This is a genomic window from Actinomadura montaniterrae (assembly GCF_008923365.1).
GTDB classification, from domain to species: Bacteria; Actinomycetota; Actinomycetes; order Streptosporangiales; family Streptosporangiaceae; genus Spirillospora; species Spirillospora montaniterrae.
Genome location: NZ_WBMR01000001.1, coordinates 107,513 through 120,335 on the forward strand (window position 1 = coordinate 107,513; position 12,823 = coordinate 120,335).

Annotated in this window: 12 protein-coding genes; 7 read left to right on the forward strand and 5 right to left on the reverse strand. The window is 72.9% G+C overall.

The genetic code is table 11. From position 1 onward, the window contains the following. Window positions 1-202: 202 nt before the first annotated feature. From F9B16_RS00515 to F9B16_RS00525, 3 genes are all read left to right on the forward strand, one after another. Window positions 203-2,290 (forward strand): SpoIIE family protein phosphatase, encoded by a 2,088-nt coding sequence (locus tag F9B16_RS00515; protein ID WP_225991215.1) that lies wholly within the window; start codon window positions 203-205, stop codon window positions 2,288-2,290. An 83-nt stretch (window positions 2,291-2,373) separates the two neighbouring features. Beyond that, window positions 2,374-3,447, forward strand: a complete 1,074-nt coding sequence (locus tag F9B16_RS00520) for a dipeptidase (RefSeq protein ID WP_151537776.1) — start codon at window positions 2,374-2,376, stop codon at window positions 3,445-3,447. Window positions 3,448-3,556: 109 nt separating this feature from the next. Beyond that, window positions 3,557-4,474: an NADP-dependent oxidoreductase gene (locus F9B16_RS00525; protein WP_151537777.1), complete on the forward strand. Its 918-nt coding sequence runs from the start codon at window positions 3,557-3,559 to the stop codon at window positions 4,472-4,474. Between the two features lie 57 nt (window positions 4,475-4,531). Here F9B16_RS00525 and F9B16_RS00530 read toward each other — a convergent pair whose 3' ends face one another. Then, complete coding sequence (locus tag F9B16_RS00530) at window positions 4,532-5,095, reverse strand: TetR/AcrR family transcriptional regulator (RefSeq protein ID WP_151537778.1); 564 nt, start codon at window positions 5,093-5,095, stop codon at window positions 4,532-4,534. 71 nt (window positions 5,096-5,166) lie between these two features. Between F9B16_RS00530 and F9B16_RS52230 the strand changes: the two genes are divergently transcribed. Beyond that, window positions 5,167-6,336 carry an FAD-dependent monooxygenase gene (locus F9B16_RS52230; protein WP_225991216.1) on the forward strand — a complete coding sequence of 390 codons (1,170 nt, stop codon included), beginning with the start codon at window positions 5,167-5,169 and terminating at the stop codon, window positions 6,334-6,336. On the opposite strand, the gene F9B16_RS00540 is transcribed toward F9B16_RS52230, so the two are convergent. Together F9B16_RS00540 and F9B16_RS00545 are read right to left on the reverse strand one after the other, a co-directional pair. Beyond that, on the reverse strand, window positions 6,321-6,986 hold the full coding sequence (locus F9B16_RS00540; RefSeq protein WP_264159647.1) for an MFS transporter: 666 nt from the start codon (window positions 6,984-6,986) through the stop codon (window positions 6,321-6,323). The genes F9B16_RS52230 and F9B16_RS00540 overlap by 16 nt on opposite strands. 211 nt (window positions 6,987-7,197) lie before the next feature. After that, window positions 7,198-7,464 carry an SRPBCC domain-containing protein gene (locus tag F9B16_RS00545; RefSeq protein ID WP_225991217.1) on the reverse strand — a complete coding sequence of 89 codons (267 nt, stop codon included), beginning with the start codon at window positions 7,462-7,464 and terminating at the stop codon, window positions 7,198-7,200. 408 nt (window positions 7,465-7,872) lie between these two features. Here F9B16_RS00545 and F9B16_RS00550 point away from each other — a divergent pair, with 408 nt between their 5' ends. After that, window positions 7,873-9,003 carry a serine/threonine-protein kinase gene (locus tag F9B16_RS00550; RefSeq protein ID WP_151537781.1) on the forward strand — a complete coding sequence of 377 codons (1,131 nt, stop codon included), beginning with the start codon at window positions 7,873-7,875 and terminating at the stop codon, window positions 9,001-9,003. A 69-nt stretch (window positions 9,004-9,072) separates the two neighbouring features. Here F9B16_RS00550 and F9B16_RS00555 read toward each other — a convergent pair whose 3' ends face one another. Both F9B16_RS00555 and sigK read right to left on the reverse strand, forming a co-directional pair. After that, on the reverse strand, window positions 9,073-9,783 hold the full coding sequence (locus tag F9B16_RS00555) for an anti-sigma factor (protein WP_151537782.1): 711 nt from the start codon (window positions 9,781-9,783) through the stop codon (window positions 9,073-9,075). Next, complete coding sequence (sigK, locus tag F9B16_RS00560) at window positions 9,780-10,364, reverse strand: ECF RNA polymerase sigma factor SigK (RefSeq protein ID WP_151537783.1); 585 nt, start codon at window positions 10,362-10,364, stop codon at window positions 9,780-9,782. Before sigK ends, F9B16_RS00555 begins: the two co-directional genes overlap by 4 nt. Window positions 10,365-10,496: 132 nt before the next feature. Here sigK and F9B16_RS00565 point away from each other — a divergent pair, with 132 nt between their 5' ends. After that, entirely contained in the window at window positions 10,497-12,113 is a 1,617-nt protein-coding gene (locus F9B16_RS00565; protein ID WP_225991218.1) for a molybdopterin-dependent oxidoreductase, read from the forward strand. A gap of 65 nt (window positions 12,114-12,178) precedes the next feature. After that, a complete protein-coding gene (locus F9B16_RS00570; protein WP_151537785.1) occupies window positions 12,179-12,814 on the forward strand; it encodes a fasciclin domain-containing protein in 636 nt (211 codons plus the stop codon). Window positions 12,815-12,823 lie beyond the last annotated feature (9 nt).

The window sequence follows — 12,823 nt, forward strand, 5'->3', positions numbered from 1 at the left end:
GGAAGTTCAACGAGTTGGTTCGGAGAAGGTGGAGCTGGCGTTCAGCTGCTCGCCGCAAGAGGTGGCTACCCTTCGGAATGAAGTGCTGACCTTGAGTGATGTATGGATGGAGGGGAGTGGGCATCCGGCGCGGACGTGGCAACCGGTGACGCAGTCGGACGAGGCGCCCGCTCGAACGTGGGGTCTCGGACGGGTTCGGTGGATGGCTGGGGGACTGGGGATGGGCGGTGCGGACGGGCGCGGGATGGGCTGGCTCGCGCTGGAGGCCTTCGATCCGGCGCCGGTCGCGGTCGCGTTGACGATCGGGCCGGACCACCGTCTGGTGTACACCAACCTCGCCTACCGGGCCTTCGTCGGGGACCGTCCGCTCGGCGAGCCGATCGGACGGGCGTTCGGCGTCGCGGCGAAGCAGGACTACGGCGACCTGTTCGATCGGGTGCTGGAGACCGGTGAACCGGTCAGCCTCGTCGAGGCGCCGGTGCGGCCGGCCGCCGCGGACGCCGGCGATGAGGAGCGGTACTTCTCCTTCACCCTTTCGCGGTTCACCCACGACCGGCCGGGGGTCCTGGTGGTCGCCGTCGACGTGACCGAGCAGGCCGCCGCGGTCCGGCGCGCGGATCGGGCCACCGAGGAGCAGAAGCGGTCGCGCCGCCGGTTCGAGAGCCTGGTGTGGATCAACGCGCAGGTCGTGTGGGTGTCGGACGCGGCCGGCAAGGTGATCGAATCGAGTGGCGGCTGGGAGCGGATCACCGGGCAGAGCCGGGAGGAGTTCCTCGGCGAGGGCTGGACGCAGGCGCTGCACCCCGACGACCGCGAGCCCACGTTGCGGTCGTGGGACCGGACCCGCCGGCACGCCCGCCCCTGGCACCACGTCTACCGGGTCCGCACGCGCGAGGGCGAGTACCGGCACTTCGAGGTGCGGTCCGCGCCGGTGGTCGAAAACGGCGTCGTCACCGAGTGGATCGGCACCTGTTTCGACATCGAGCAGGAGTGGCGGGAGCGGCAGCGCCGCGAGCTGCTGGATCGCGCCGCCGCGGCCGCCGCGGAGCAGCCCGGACTGACCGAGATGTTCGCCGCGCTCGCCGATGTCCTGGTTCCCGCGCTCGCCGACGGATGCGGCGTGCACTTGCTCCCCGATCTCGGTGACCGTCCCGCCGGCGCCCCGATCACCGCCCAGCGCGTCGCCACCGCCGCGGACCGCGGGCTTCGGCAGCAGGCGCCCGCGGTCGAGCAGCGGTTCGCTCCCGACAGCGGGTTCGCCCGCGCGCTGGAGCGGCGCAGGCCGCTGCAGCGCACCTTTCCGCCGGGCCGGCCGCCGGCCGGCCTGCTGCCCAAGACCACCACGGACTGGCTGGCCGAGACCGGCGCCACCAGCGTCGTGCTGATGCCGGTCGTCGTCGACGGCGCCGTGGCGGCGGCGGTCACCGCCGCGCGGCGCGGCGACCGCGGGCCGATGAGCCGCGACGACATCGCCCTCATGCGGCAGATCTTCGAGCACACCCACGACGCGCTGAGCGGCGCCGTCCAGTTCCACCGGACCCAGCAGATCGCGCTGGCCCTGCAGCACGGGCTGCTCGCCGAGCCTCCCGCGCTCAGCGACCTGCGGATCGTCGCGCGGTACATGGCGAGCCCCGCGGCCGCCGAGGTGGGAGGCGACTGGTACGACTCGTTCGTCCTTCCCGACGGCGCGACCCTGGTGGCCATCGGCGACGTCGCGGGCCACGATCTGGCCGCCGCCGTCGGCATGAGCCAGCTCCGGAACATGCTGCGCGTGCTGACGGCCGATCGCCTCGCCCCGCCCGGCGAGATCCTGCGCCGCCTGAACAACGCCATGGAGACGGTCGCGCCCGAGGCGACGGCGACCTGCGTCCTGGCGCGCGTCGAGGAACCCGGACCCGGGCGGTGGCAGCTCAACTACGCCGTCGCCGGGCACCCGCCGCCGCTCCTGGTCACGTCCGGCGGCGATGGCCGCTTCCTCCAGGAGGGCGTCAACCCCCTGCTGGGCTTCCCTTTCGACCAGACCTACGAAAGCTCGACCGAGCCGCTCCCACCCGGCTCCACCGTGCTGCTGTACACCGACGGCCTCGTGGAACGCCCCGGCGAGCACCTGGACGCCGGCCTGGACCGCCTTCGCCGCCAGGCCTGCACGCTCGCGCACCGGCGCCTCGATCTCCTGTGCGACGGCCTCCTGGACGACCTGCCCACCACCGGCACCGACGACATCGCCATGATCGCCGTCCGGACTCCCGAAACCGCTACACCGGCAGCCTCGACCAAGCCGCAGAACTAACGACCCGGCCGACGACGACACTCTGTGCGCCCAAGGATCCATGCGGCGCATCGCTTCCGCATCGCCGGGCTACAGTTCCGATCATGCCTGCTGACTTGCATGAGAGCGCCGTGGTGGCCGACGCGCACAACGACCTGCTGATGGCGGTGGTGGCCCGTCCGCCCGCGCGGTGGGCGTCGTTCTTCCGGGAGCGATGGCTGCCGCAGCTGCGCGCGGGCGGGGTCGATCTGCAGGTGCTCCCGGTGTTCATCGACAGCCAGTTCAGGCCCGAGGGCGCGCTGCGCGAGACGCTCCGGATGATCGAGTGCGCGCACGTGATCGCCGAGGGGAACCCCGAGGACGTCCGGCTCTGCCACGACGGGGCGCAGATCGACGCGGCGCTGGCCGAGGGGAGGATCGCGCTGGTCCTGGCGCTGGAGAGCATGCCCGGACTGGACGCCGACATCGAACTCCTCGCGACCGTGCATCGGCTCGGCGTGCGGGTCGCGTCGATGGCGCACTGGGGACGCACCCCGCTCGCCGACGGCAGCGGCGAGGACGCCACCGCGAGCCGGCTGACCGCCGCCGGCGTCCAGGCCGTCGCCGAGATGGAACGGCTCGGGATCCTGCTGGACATCTCCCACCTCGGCGCCACCGGGGTGGAGCACGTCCTGGAACTGGCGTCCCGGCCGGTGATCGCCACCCACTCCAGCGCCCGCGCCCTGCGCGACCACCACCGCAACCTGACCGACGACCAGATCCGGGGCGTCGCGGCGACCGGCGGCGTGGTCTGCGTGAACTTCCTGCCGGGCTTCCTGTCCGACGATCCGTCCGGCTACACCCTCGCCCGGCTCGCCGAGCACATCGAGCACGTCGCCTCGGTGGCGGGCATCGACCACGTCGGCCTGGGGCCCGACTTCGTCCACGAGGTCTACGCCGACCTCACCCCGCCCTGCTGCGAGGACCCCGCGGCCAACGCCGGCTTCGACGTCATGGCCACGCTCCCCGGACTGGCCGGCCCCTCCGGCCTGCCCCTGCTCACCGGCGAACTGCTGGCCCGCGGCCTGCCCGAACCCGACATCCGCAAGATCCTCGGCGGCAACCTCCACCGGCTGCTCGCCGCCATCTCACCTGACCCACCCGCCGGAGCGGCCGACCCTGACGGATATCGGCTGTGAAGAAGCCATGAGGAGGGTATTGATCCATGCCGCGCCACGCTGACGGCGCTGGGAAAGGCCGACCGCCTCATGGTGCGGCGGCGAGGACCGGGGGACGGGGAGGCGCCCGATGAAGGCGATCGTGGTGACGGACGAGGCCGCGGGAACGGCCGGGATGACGCTGGCGGAGCGGCCCGAGCCGCCGGCGGCGATCAACGACGTCGTCGTCGAGGTCCATGCGTCGGGATTCGTCCCGACCGAGCTGACGTGGCCCTCGACCTGGACCGATCGCCTCGGTCGCGACCGGACGCCGTCGGTCCCCGGGCACGAGCTCGCCGGAGTGGTCACCACCGTGGGCTATGGCACGACGGGGGTGTCGGTGGGGCAGCGGGTGTTCGGCCTCACCGACTGGCATCGCGACGGCACCCTGGCGGAGTACGTGGCGATGGAGGCGCGCAACCTCGCGCCGCTGCCGGGCGACGTCGACTTCACGGTGGGTGCGAGCCTGCCGATCTCGGGCCTGACCGCGTGGCAGGGGCTGTTCGAGCACGGCCGCCTTCAGGCGGGGCAGAGCGTCCTGGTGCACGGCGCGGCGGGCGCGGTCGGATCGATGGTGACGCAGCTGGCGCGTGAGGCCGGCGCCCACGTCATCGGCACCGGACGCGCCGCCGACCGTCAGAAGGCGCTCGGCTTCGGCGCGATGGAGTTCGTCGACCTGGAGGGCGACGCGCTGGAAGACGCCGGCGGAGTCGACCTGGTCTTCGACGTCATCGGCGGCGACGTCCAGAGACGGTCCGCGGCTCTGGTCCGTCCCGGAGGGACGCTGGTGTCGGTCGTCGGACCGGTCGAGGCGCGGCCCGCCGACGGGCTGGCGGTCGATTTCGTCGTCGAGTCCGATCGGGCCCAGCTGGGTGAGATCGTGCGGCGGGTGCGTGACGGGCGGCTGCGGACGAACATCGGCGACGTCGCGTCCCTCGATGATGCCGTCGCGGCCTTCAACCCGACCGGGCGGCGCAAGGGAAAGACGATCATCAGCGTCCGTCCGTGAGGACTCCAATGACTGCAACTCCGGCGCCCTGCCAATTGTCGCTCGTCGCGGAACTGCTCAAGGAGTGGAGTTGTCCGGGGTGGAGAGGCCGTCCAGGAGGACGGTGAGGTAGGCGTCGGTGAGGCCGGGGTCGGTCCGGGCGATGGCCGGCGCGGTGGCGATGACGAGGGCGCTGGTCGCTGCGAGGTCGAGGTCGGTGCGGATGTGCCCGTCGCGGCGGGCGCCTTCGATCATCTCCTCGACGGCGCCGACCAGGTCGGCGCGCAGCGCGGTGGTGAGGGGCAGGTCGAGGCCCGTCAGCTGGTCGTTCATGGCGTGGTGGGCGGCCTGGAAGGCGATCAGTTCGCGCAGGAAGGTGCGCAGCGCCTGGTGGGGCGCGGTGCCGGCGATCAGGTCGCGGGCGCGCTGGACGACGGGTCGCAGCAGGCGGGCGACGGCGGCGTCCAGCAGGGCGTCCTTGCCGCCGAAGGCGCGTACGACGGTGCCTGCGCCCAGGCCGGCGCGCTCGGCGATGGCCCCCACGGTCAGGGACGTCCCCGGTTCGGCGAGCAGGGCCATGGCGGCGTCGAGGGCGAGGTCCCGGTTGCGGACGGCGTCGGCCCGGCGTGCGGGTGTTGACAACTGGAATGCTCCTTCCACATAATCATCTGGAACCTGCGTTCCAGATTCAGCCCAGTGTAGAGGAGCCTCCCATGAACGAGCGGATCCTGATCTCCGGAGCCAGCATCGCCGGCCTCACCCTGGCCCACTGGCTGGCCCGGCACGGCTTCCGGCCCACCATCGTCGAGCGCGCCCCCCGGCTGCGCACCGGCGGCAACGGCGTGGACATCCGCGACGACTCGGCCACGGTCATCGAGCGGATGGGCCTGACGCCCCGGGTGCGGGAGCTGGCCGCCGACGTGCACGGCATGAAGTTCGTCGACGCCGCCGGCCGTGCCGTCGCCCGGATCGACACCCGCGGCGCCGGCTCGGTGGAGATCATGCGCGGCGACCTGGTCGCGCTGCTGCACGAGGCCACCGACGCCGAGATCATCTTCGGCGACTCCATCAGCGCCATCGAGCAGGACGACGACGGCGTGACCGTCGCCTTCGAGCACGCGCCCGCCCGCCGCTTCGACCTGGTCATCGGCGCCGACGGGATGCACTCCAACCTGCGGCGGCTCGCGTTCGGCCCGGAGGAGCGGTTCATCCGGCACAAGGACCACTACTTCGCCTTCGGCAATGCCGACGCCGCCCTCGGCGAGGACCGCTGGGTGACGATGTTCAACACCCCCGGCAAGATGACCGGGATCTACCGGTCCGGCAACCACGACCAGGCCAAGGCCTACTTCATCTTCCGCTCCGGACCGCTGGACCACGACCACCGCGACACCGCCGAGCACCGCCGCCTGCTCGGCGAGGCGTTCGCCGACCAGACCTGGGCCCCCACCCAGGCCCTGCTCGACTCCGCGCTCGCCGACCCCGACCTCTACTTCGACGCCCTCGGCCAGGTCCACATGGACTCCTGGTCCAACGGCCGCGTCGCCCTTGTCGGCGACGCCGCGTGGTGCGCGTCCCCCGCCTCGGGCGCCGGCGCGGAACTGGCCATCGTCGGCGCCTACCGGCTGGCCGGCGAACTGGCCGCCGCCAACGGCGACCACCAGGTCGCCTTCGCCCGCTACGACGCCGTCCAGCGGCCACTGGTCGACAAGAAGCAGCAGATCGGCCCCAACGTGGGCCTCATGGTGCCGAAGACCGGCGGCGGCCGGTGCGTCCGCGACGCCCTCGTCCGGCTGTCGGTGATGAAGGTCGCCGGAGCGGTCGAGCGCCACATCCAGACCCACACCGCCCGCCCCCTGCCCGACTATCACCGCGCCGCCTGAGCCCCGGAAGGCCTCGGCGGAACCGACATAGCTGAACGCCGGCGGCAGGCACCAGCCCGGCGCGGTCGGCGCCGAGGAAGATCAGCGGAACCGTGGCGAGGGTCTGCGCGGCCAGCCCCGCGGGCAGCACCGTCCGGTACCCGCGGCGGCCGATGAGGCGGCCGGCGACCGGGCCCGCGAGCACCGCCGCCAGGCTGGGCACCCCGAAGATCAGGCCGGTGACGAGCGGGTCGAACGCCAGGACGTTCTGCAGGTAGAGCGTCATCATGAAGAGCACCGGCCGGGACGCTCCTCTCGACGATCGCGTAGACGGCGGCCAACAGGCCGCCCGTCACGGTGACCGCGCCGGGCACGTCCAGCCCGGCCCGGTCCGGCACCCGGCTCTCGCCGATCAGCAGCGGGGCGAGGACGAGGACGGCGACGGCCACGGGCACGTTGATGAAGAACGCCGACCGCCGGCTCAGCGCGCTGACCAGGGTGCCGCCGACGAGCGCGCCGATGGTGATGCCGCTCGATAGCAGCGCGCCGTTGAGGCCCAGGACGCGGTCGCGCGTCGCGCCCTCCTCGAAGGTGGTGGTGAGCAGCGACATCGACGCCGGGATTGTCAGGGCGGTGGACAGGCCCTGCAGCGTGCGGGCGGTCAGCGGCATCGCGGGGGCCGGTCGCGAGGCCGCCGAGCAGCGAGGCGGCGGTGAGCAGGACGATGCCCGCGAGGAACAGCCGGCGGCGGCCGAGCAGGTCGCCCAGCCGTCCGCACGGGAGGGTGAACCCGGCCGCGGGCAGGGCGTAGGCGGACGCGATCCAGGGCAGCGCCGTCAGGCCGAGCCCGACGCCGTCGCCCCACCTCCGGCAGCGCGACGTTCAGGACCGGAACGCGTCCCCGCGCAGCTCGTCGGATCCGGCCAGCGCCGCGAAGCCGCTCTCGACGACGCGCAGCCGCGTCTTGCCGCCTTCGGCGCTTAGCGTGAACTTCACCAGCGTGCTGTTGCCCTCGCGCAGTTCCTCACCGGGGAACGCGCTGGCCCACCGGTACGCCACGTACGTCGGCGGCTCGACCTTCTCCACCCGCACCGCGACCTCTCCGAGAATGGGGTTCTTGGCCATCATCGACTCGCCTTCCCTGGCCACCCGTCGACACCGCGGCGGGCAACGCGAACGGGCGGCGTCGCAACCCTTGGTGGGGCCGTCTCGAGTGCTGGGTGACATTCGTGGAGGCTGCGGCGCTGGAGTAGGTGAAAGGCCATGCACCCCCGTCGTGGCCTCGCTACGGGCGGCCCAGCGGACTGCGGCGGCCTGTGGCACCGCCCCACCCCCGTCGCCCCCGGTCGGGGGTGGGGCCTCACGGTTTCGATGCCTCCAGTCGCCTCGGGTGGCTCCGTACCTGCGCGGGCCAGAGGGACGGCGGGCGGGGCGAAACGGTCTCAGGGTGACAGAGGGGTCGTTCCGGACGCTCTACCAAGTGGAGGTGCGCAGACGGGAGCCCGTCGTCGGCCCGCTCGGGCAGGGGCGGCGGGTGGGGCGCCGAGGTCAGGAGTGATGGGACGACACGGACGCGCGGCCGAGGGCTCGGTACTGCTGGCAGGCCGGTATCAGTTGATCGAGCCGGTCGGCCGGGGCGGCATGGCCGAGGTGTGGTGCGCCCAGGACGTGTCGCTGGGACGCCTGGTCGCGGTCAAGTTGCTGGACCGCGTTCCCTTCGCCGACCCGCAGCAGAGCACGCCCCGCGACGACGCGGCGGGCACGACCGGTGAACGGATCTGGCAGGAGGCCCGGTACGCCGCCCGGCTGGTGCATCCCAACGTGGTGCAGATCTATGACGTGGCCGCCGACGGCGACCGCATCTTCCTGATCATGGAGCTGGTTCCCGGCCGGAACTTGTCCGCCGTCCTGCACGAGCAAGGTCCGCCGGCGCCCTCGCAGGTCGCGGACCTGGGGGCGCAGGCCGCTCGAGCGCTGGCCGCCGCACACGCCGCCGGTGTCGTGCACGGGGACGTCAAGCCGGCGAACCTGCTGCTGACGGATGACGGCGTTCTGAAGCTCACCGACTTCGGCATCGCCCGTCGTCTCGGCCCCGTCGCCTCCGGCCACCCTGCGCGGGCAGTGCTGGGCACCGCCGGCTACCTGGCCCCTGAACTCGCTCTAGGACACCCGCCAAGTCGAGCCAGCGACCTTTACGCACTGGGCTGCGTGCTGTACGAACTGTCCACCGGACAGCGGCCATTCGAGGCCGCACCGCCACCGCGCTGTTCCAACGGCACCTGCACGAACTCCCAATGCCACCCAGCCGGCTGCAACCCCAGATATCGGCCGAGTTGGAGCAGGCGATACTGCGCCTGCTGGCCAAGGAGCCCGACGTCCGGCCCTCTGATGCCGCACGTGTGGCCGATGCGCTTGAGATCATCGCCCGTTCCCGTTCGGCGAGCGCGGCGGCGAACGAGCCGGCTGACGCCGCTCAGGGATCGCCCGCCCACGCTCCCACCCGCGCCGGGCGCGCCCGTCACCGCGCCAAGACGCCGACTCGCCCGTCTCTGGCCCCACTTCACCGATGGCTCGGCTGGGGCACCGGCCGCCCCTCATCGCCCTGACCATCACCAGTACTTCTACGTTTCCGCACCCGGTGGGCGATGGTGCTCCAAGGACGGCTGTCGCTGGTTTCACGGTTTCTGATTGCCGAATCATTTTCTTTACGATGCCGAGTGGCCGGGGTTTATCGGTTCTCGGTTTCTCCATCCGGCCTTAGCCCAGTGCGACGGTCAGAATCGGCGCGCTGGTCGGCTGGGGGGAGCCGCCGGCGGGTTCGATGGTGACGCCGAGACGCTGCGCGTCGCCGAGGCCTGTCGTGACGACGGGACGCGCCTTCCCCGTCAGGTCGGGCGTCCCGGCGGAGCGCGGAGCGGCCGGGCCGAGCCACCACATCTGGTACGTCTTCGCCGACGGCAGGCGAAGCAGCCCGGACGTGGTGACGACGGCCTTGCCGAGCGACCGCGACGCCACGACGGTGACGCTGGCGCTCCCTTGCGCCCGGACGGTGGAGGTGTGCGCGTCCGGCGCGGCCATCACCGTGCTGACCTGGTGGTTCAGCGCTTGGGCGTGCTCGGCGGAGCGGTGGGACCGCCAGGCCTCGCCGTCGGCGGCGAGGGCGAGGACGAGGCAGGCCGCAGCGGCGAGCCATGCCAGGCCCGCGGTCCGGGGGGACGGGAGGCGGCGCGCGAGCGGTGGCGGCGCCTGCCGGGTCCGGGCGACCTTCCGCATGACGCGTGCGCGCAGCGGGTCCGGCGGGCGGCGGGACACGGCGAGCGCCAGCCGGGCGGTGGTCTCGCGGAGCCCGGCGGTCTCCCCGGCGCAGGACGCGCAGGCCCGCAGATGCCGCTCGAAACGGCGCCGCTCGGGGGCGGTGAGCGCGTCGAGCGCGTAGGGGCCGGCGAGGTCGTGCGGGTCGTGGGTCATGGCTGCACTCCCAGGCAGTCGCGCAACCGGATGAGTCCGTCGCGCATCCGGGTCTTGACGGCGGCGAGGCCGACGCCGAGCAGCTCGGCGACCTCGCGGTAGGTGTAGCCGCCGTAGTAGGCGAGCGTGATCGACTCGCGCTGGGTCTCGGTGAGGCCGCCCATGCAGCGCCGCACCTGCTGGTGCTCCAGCCGGATGCCGACCTCCTCGGCGACCTCGTCGTACTCGGGCCCGGGCGTCGCGGTGCGCTCCTGGCGGTCCCGGTCGGCCTGGCTGGACCGGATGCGGTCGACGGCGCGGCGGTGCGCAACGGTCAGCGCCCACGACGTCGCGCTGCCGCGGTCCGGACGGTAGTGCGACGCCTTGCGCCACAGCTCGACCAGCACGTCCTGCGCGATCTCCTCCGCCTGCGCCGGGTCGCGGACGATCCGCAGCGCCAGCCCGTAGACCGGCCCGGACAGCTGCTCGTACACCTGCGCGAACGCGTCCTGGTCGCCGCGCGCGACGCGGCCGAGCAGCACGGCGAGGTCCGGCGGTCCGGCACCGGCCGCTCCGGGCCCCGGGGCCGGTTCGTTCATCATCACACCGGTGGTTCGGTGCGGACGGTCCACCGGATGGGTCGAAAGCGCGATCGAGATCCGGCCCATCCACCCGCCCTGCGGCTCCGAACACCCGATGTGACAGCGAAGAGAGCGACCGGACCATCGCGGTGGGTGACCGCCGCCCTACGCGGGCTGGTGGCCGCCGCGGTCGCACTGGGGGTCGCGGAGTTGGCCGCCGGGGCGCTCGGACGGGTGTCGTCCTCGCCGCTGCTCGCGGTCGGTGCGGGCTTCATCGACCTCACGCCCGTGTGGCTCAAGGACTTTGCGATCCGGCACTTCGGGAGCAACGACAAGACCGTCCTGCTGTTCGGGCTCGGGGCCGGGGTCGCCGTCGCGGCGCTGGTCATCGGGCTGGTCAGCCGCCGGCACCTGGTGATGGGCCTTGCGGGGCCGGCCGCATTCGGGGCGGTCGGAGTCCTCGCGGCGCTGACCAGGCCGGTCGCCGAACCGGTGGACGCGGTGCCGTCGGCGGTCGGCGCGCTCGCCGGCATGGCGGCCCTGGCCCTGCTGGTGCGCGGTGCCCGTCCGTCCGCGGTCGCACCTCGCCCGTCCCCGGCCGCCGTCCGAACCGCCCAAAGCACCGCTACCTCGGACGGCGGCGCAACCGAGGCCTCGGAGCCGGTAAACGGCGCGCTACGCCGTTCCGAGGACGCCGGTGCCGGAATCGACCGCCGCCGGGCCCTGCTGACCAGCGCCGGTGCGGTCGGGGTCGCCGCGGCGAGCGGCGTGGCCGGGCGGTTGCTGCTGCACCGCGGCGACGTGTCCTCCGTTCGCGCGGACCTGAGGCTGCCGCGGCCGGCGAGCCCGGCACGTCCGGTCCCGTCGGGCGCGCAGGTGCCGGTGCCGCAGATGACGCCGTTCCGCACGCCCGACAAGGACTTCTACCGGGTCGACACCGCGCTCACCCTGCCGCAGGTCGACCCGCGCGACTGGACGCTGCGGATCCACGGCATGGCCGCCCGCCCCGTCGAGCTGACGTTCGACGCCCTGCTCCGCGAGGCGCTGATCGAACGCGACATCACCCTGTCCTGCGTGTCGAACCAGGTCGGCGGCGACCTCGCCGGGAACGCCCGCTGGCTCGGCGCGCCGCTCGCGCCGCTGCTGCGCCGCGCCGGGATCCGGAGCGGCGCCGACCAGATCCTGTCGCGCTCGTCCGACGGCATGACGCTGTCCACCCCGCTCGAGGCGATCCTCGACGGCCGGGACGCGATGATCGCCGTCGGGATGAACGGCGCGCCGCTCCCGATCGTCCACGGCTTCCCCGCACGTCTCGTCGTCCCCGGCCTGTACGGCTACGTCTCGGCCACCAAATGGGTCGTCGACCTCAAGGTCACCCGGTTCGCGACCGACCGGGCGTACTGGACGAGACGCGGCTACGCCGACCACGCCCCCATCAAGACGTTCTCCCGCGTCGACGTCCCCAAGCCGCTCGCCGCCCTGAAAGCGGGACGGGTCGCCGTCGCCGGCACCGCATGGGCGCAGCACCGCGGCATCGACGCCGTCGAATGGCAGGTCGACGACGGACCGTGGCGCCCGGCACGGCTCGCGCCCGTTCCCGGCCTGGACACCTGGCGGCAGTGGATCGCCGAATGGGACGCCGCGCCCGGCTCCCACACCCTGCGCTGCCGCGCCACCGACGGGACCGGCCGCACCCAGCCCGAACACCGCACGCCGCCCTTCCCGGACGGCGCGACCGGCTGGCATTCGGTGGTGGTCACCGTCACCTGACCGGCACCGCGAACGCCCGACCGCACGAGCAACGACCCATCGGTATCCGACACAAGGAGATCATCATGTACCGCACCCGTATCGCCGCCGGAGTCCTGGCCGCCGCAGTCGCCACCGGGGCCGCGGCTTGCTCCAGTAACGACGACGGCAAGGACGGCGGCACCGCGGCCGCTCCGGCGAGCTCGGCCGCCCCGGCGACCACCGCGGGCGGCGCGCCGTCCGGCGGGCAGCCGTTCGGTCCCGGCTGCTCGGCGGTGCCCGCCTCCGGCAAGGGCAGCTTCAGCGGCATGTCCACCGACCCGGTCGCGACCGCCGCGTCCAACAACCCCGTGCTGTCCACGCTGGTCACGGCAGTGAAGAAGGCCGGCCTGGTCGACACGCTCAACTCCGCCAAGAACATCACCGTGTTCGCGCCCACCAACGACGCCTTCAACAAGATCCCGAAGGCGACCCTCGACAAGGTCCTGTCGGACAAGAAGACCCTCACCGGGATCCTCACCTACCACGTGGTCGGGCAGCCGATCACCCCGAGCGGGCTGTCGTCGGGCGACTTCAAGACCCTCAACGGCGCCATGCTCAAGACCAGCGGCTCCGGCGAGTCGTTCACCATCGGCGACAACGCCAAGGTGGTGTGCGGCGACGTCCACACCGCCAACGCCACCGTCTACATCATCGACAGCGTCCTGATGCCTCCCAAGTGATCCGAGGCG

What these genes read in the sequence shown, in the direction of transcription:
- F9B16_RS00515 (WP_225991215.1), top strand. Translation starts at nt 203, where the DNA reads ATGGCTGGGGGACTGGGGATGGGCGGTGCGGACGGGCGCGGGATGGGC.
- F9B16_RS00520 (WP_151537776.1), top strand. Translation starts at nt 2,374, where the DNA reads ATGCCTGCTGACTTGCATGAGAGCGCCGTGGTGGCCGACGCGCACAAC.
- F9B16_RS00525 (WP_151537777.1), top strand. Translation starts at nt 3,557, where the DNA reads ATGAAGGCGATCGTGGTGACGGACGAGGCCGCGGGAACGGCCGGGATG.
- F9B16_RS52230 (WP_225991216.1), top strand. Translation starts at nt 5,167, where the DNA reads ATGAACGAGCGGATCCTGATCTCCGGAGCCAGCATCGCCGGCCTCACC.
- F9B16_RS00540 (WP_264159647.1), bottom strand. Translation starts at nt 6,986, where the DNA reads ATGCCGCTGACCGCCCGCACGCTGCAGGGCCTGTCCACCGCCCTGACA.
- F9B16_RS00550 (WP_151537781.1), top strand. Translation starts at nt 7,873, where the DNA reads ATGGGACGACACGGACGCGCGGCCGAGGGCTCGGTACTGCTGGCAGGC.
- F9B16_RS00555 (WP_151537782.1), bottom strand. Translation starts at nt 9,783, where the DNA reads ATGACCCACGACCCGCACGACCTCGCCGGCCCCTACGCGCTCGACGCG.
- sigK (WP_151537783.1), bottom strand. Translation starts at nt 10,364, where the DNA reads ATGATGAACGAACCGGCCCCGGGGCCCGGAGCGGCCGGTGCCGGACCG.
- F9B16_RS00570 (WP_151537785.1), top strand. Translation starts at nt 12,179, where the DNA reads ATGTACCGCACCCGTATCGCCGCCGGAGTCCTGGCCGCCGCAGTCGCC.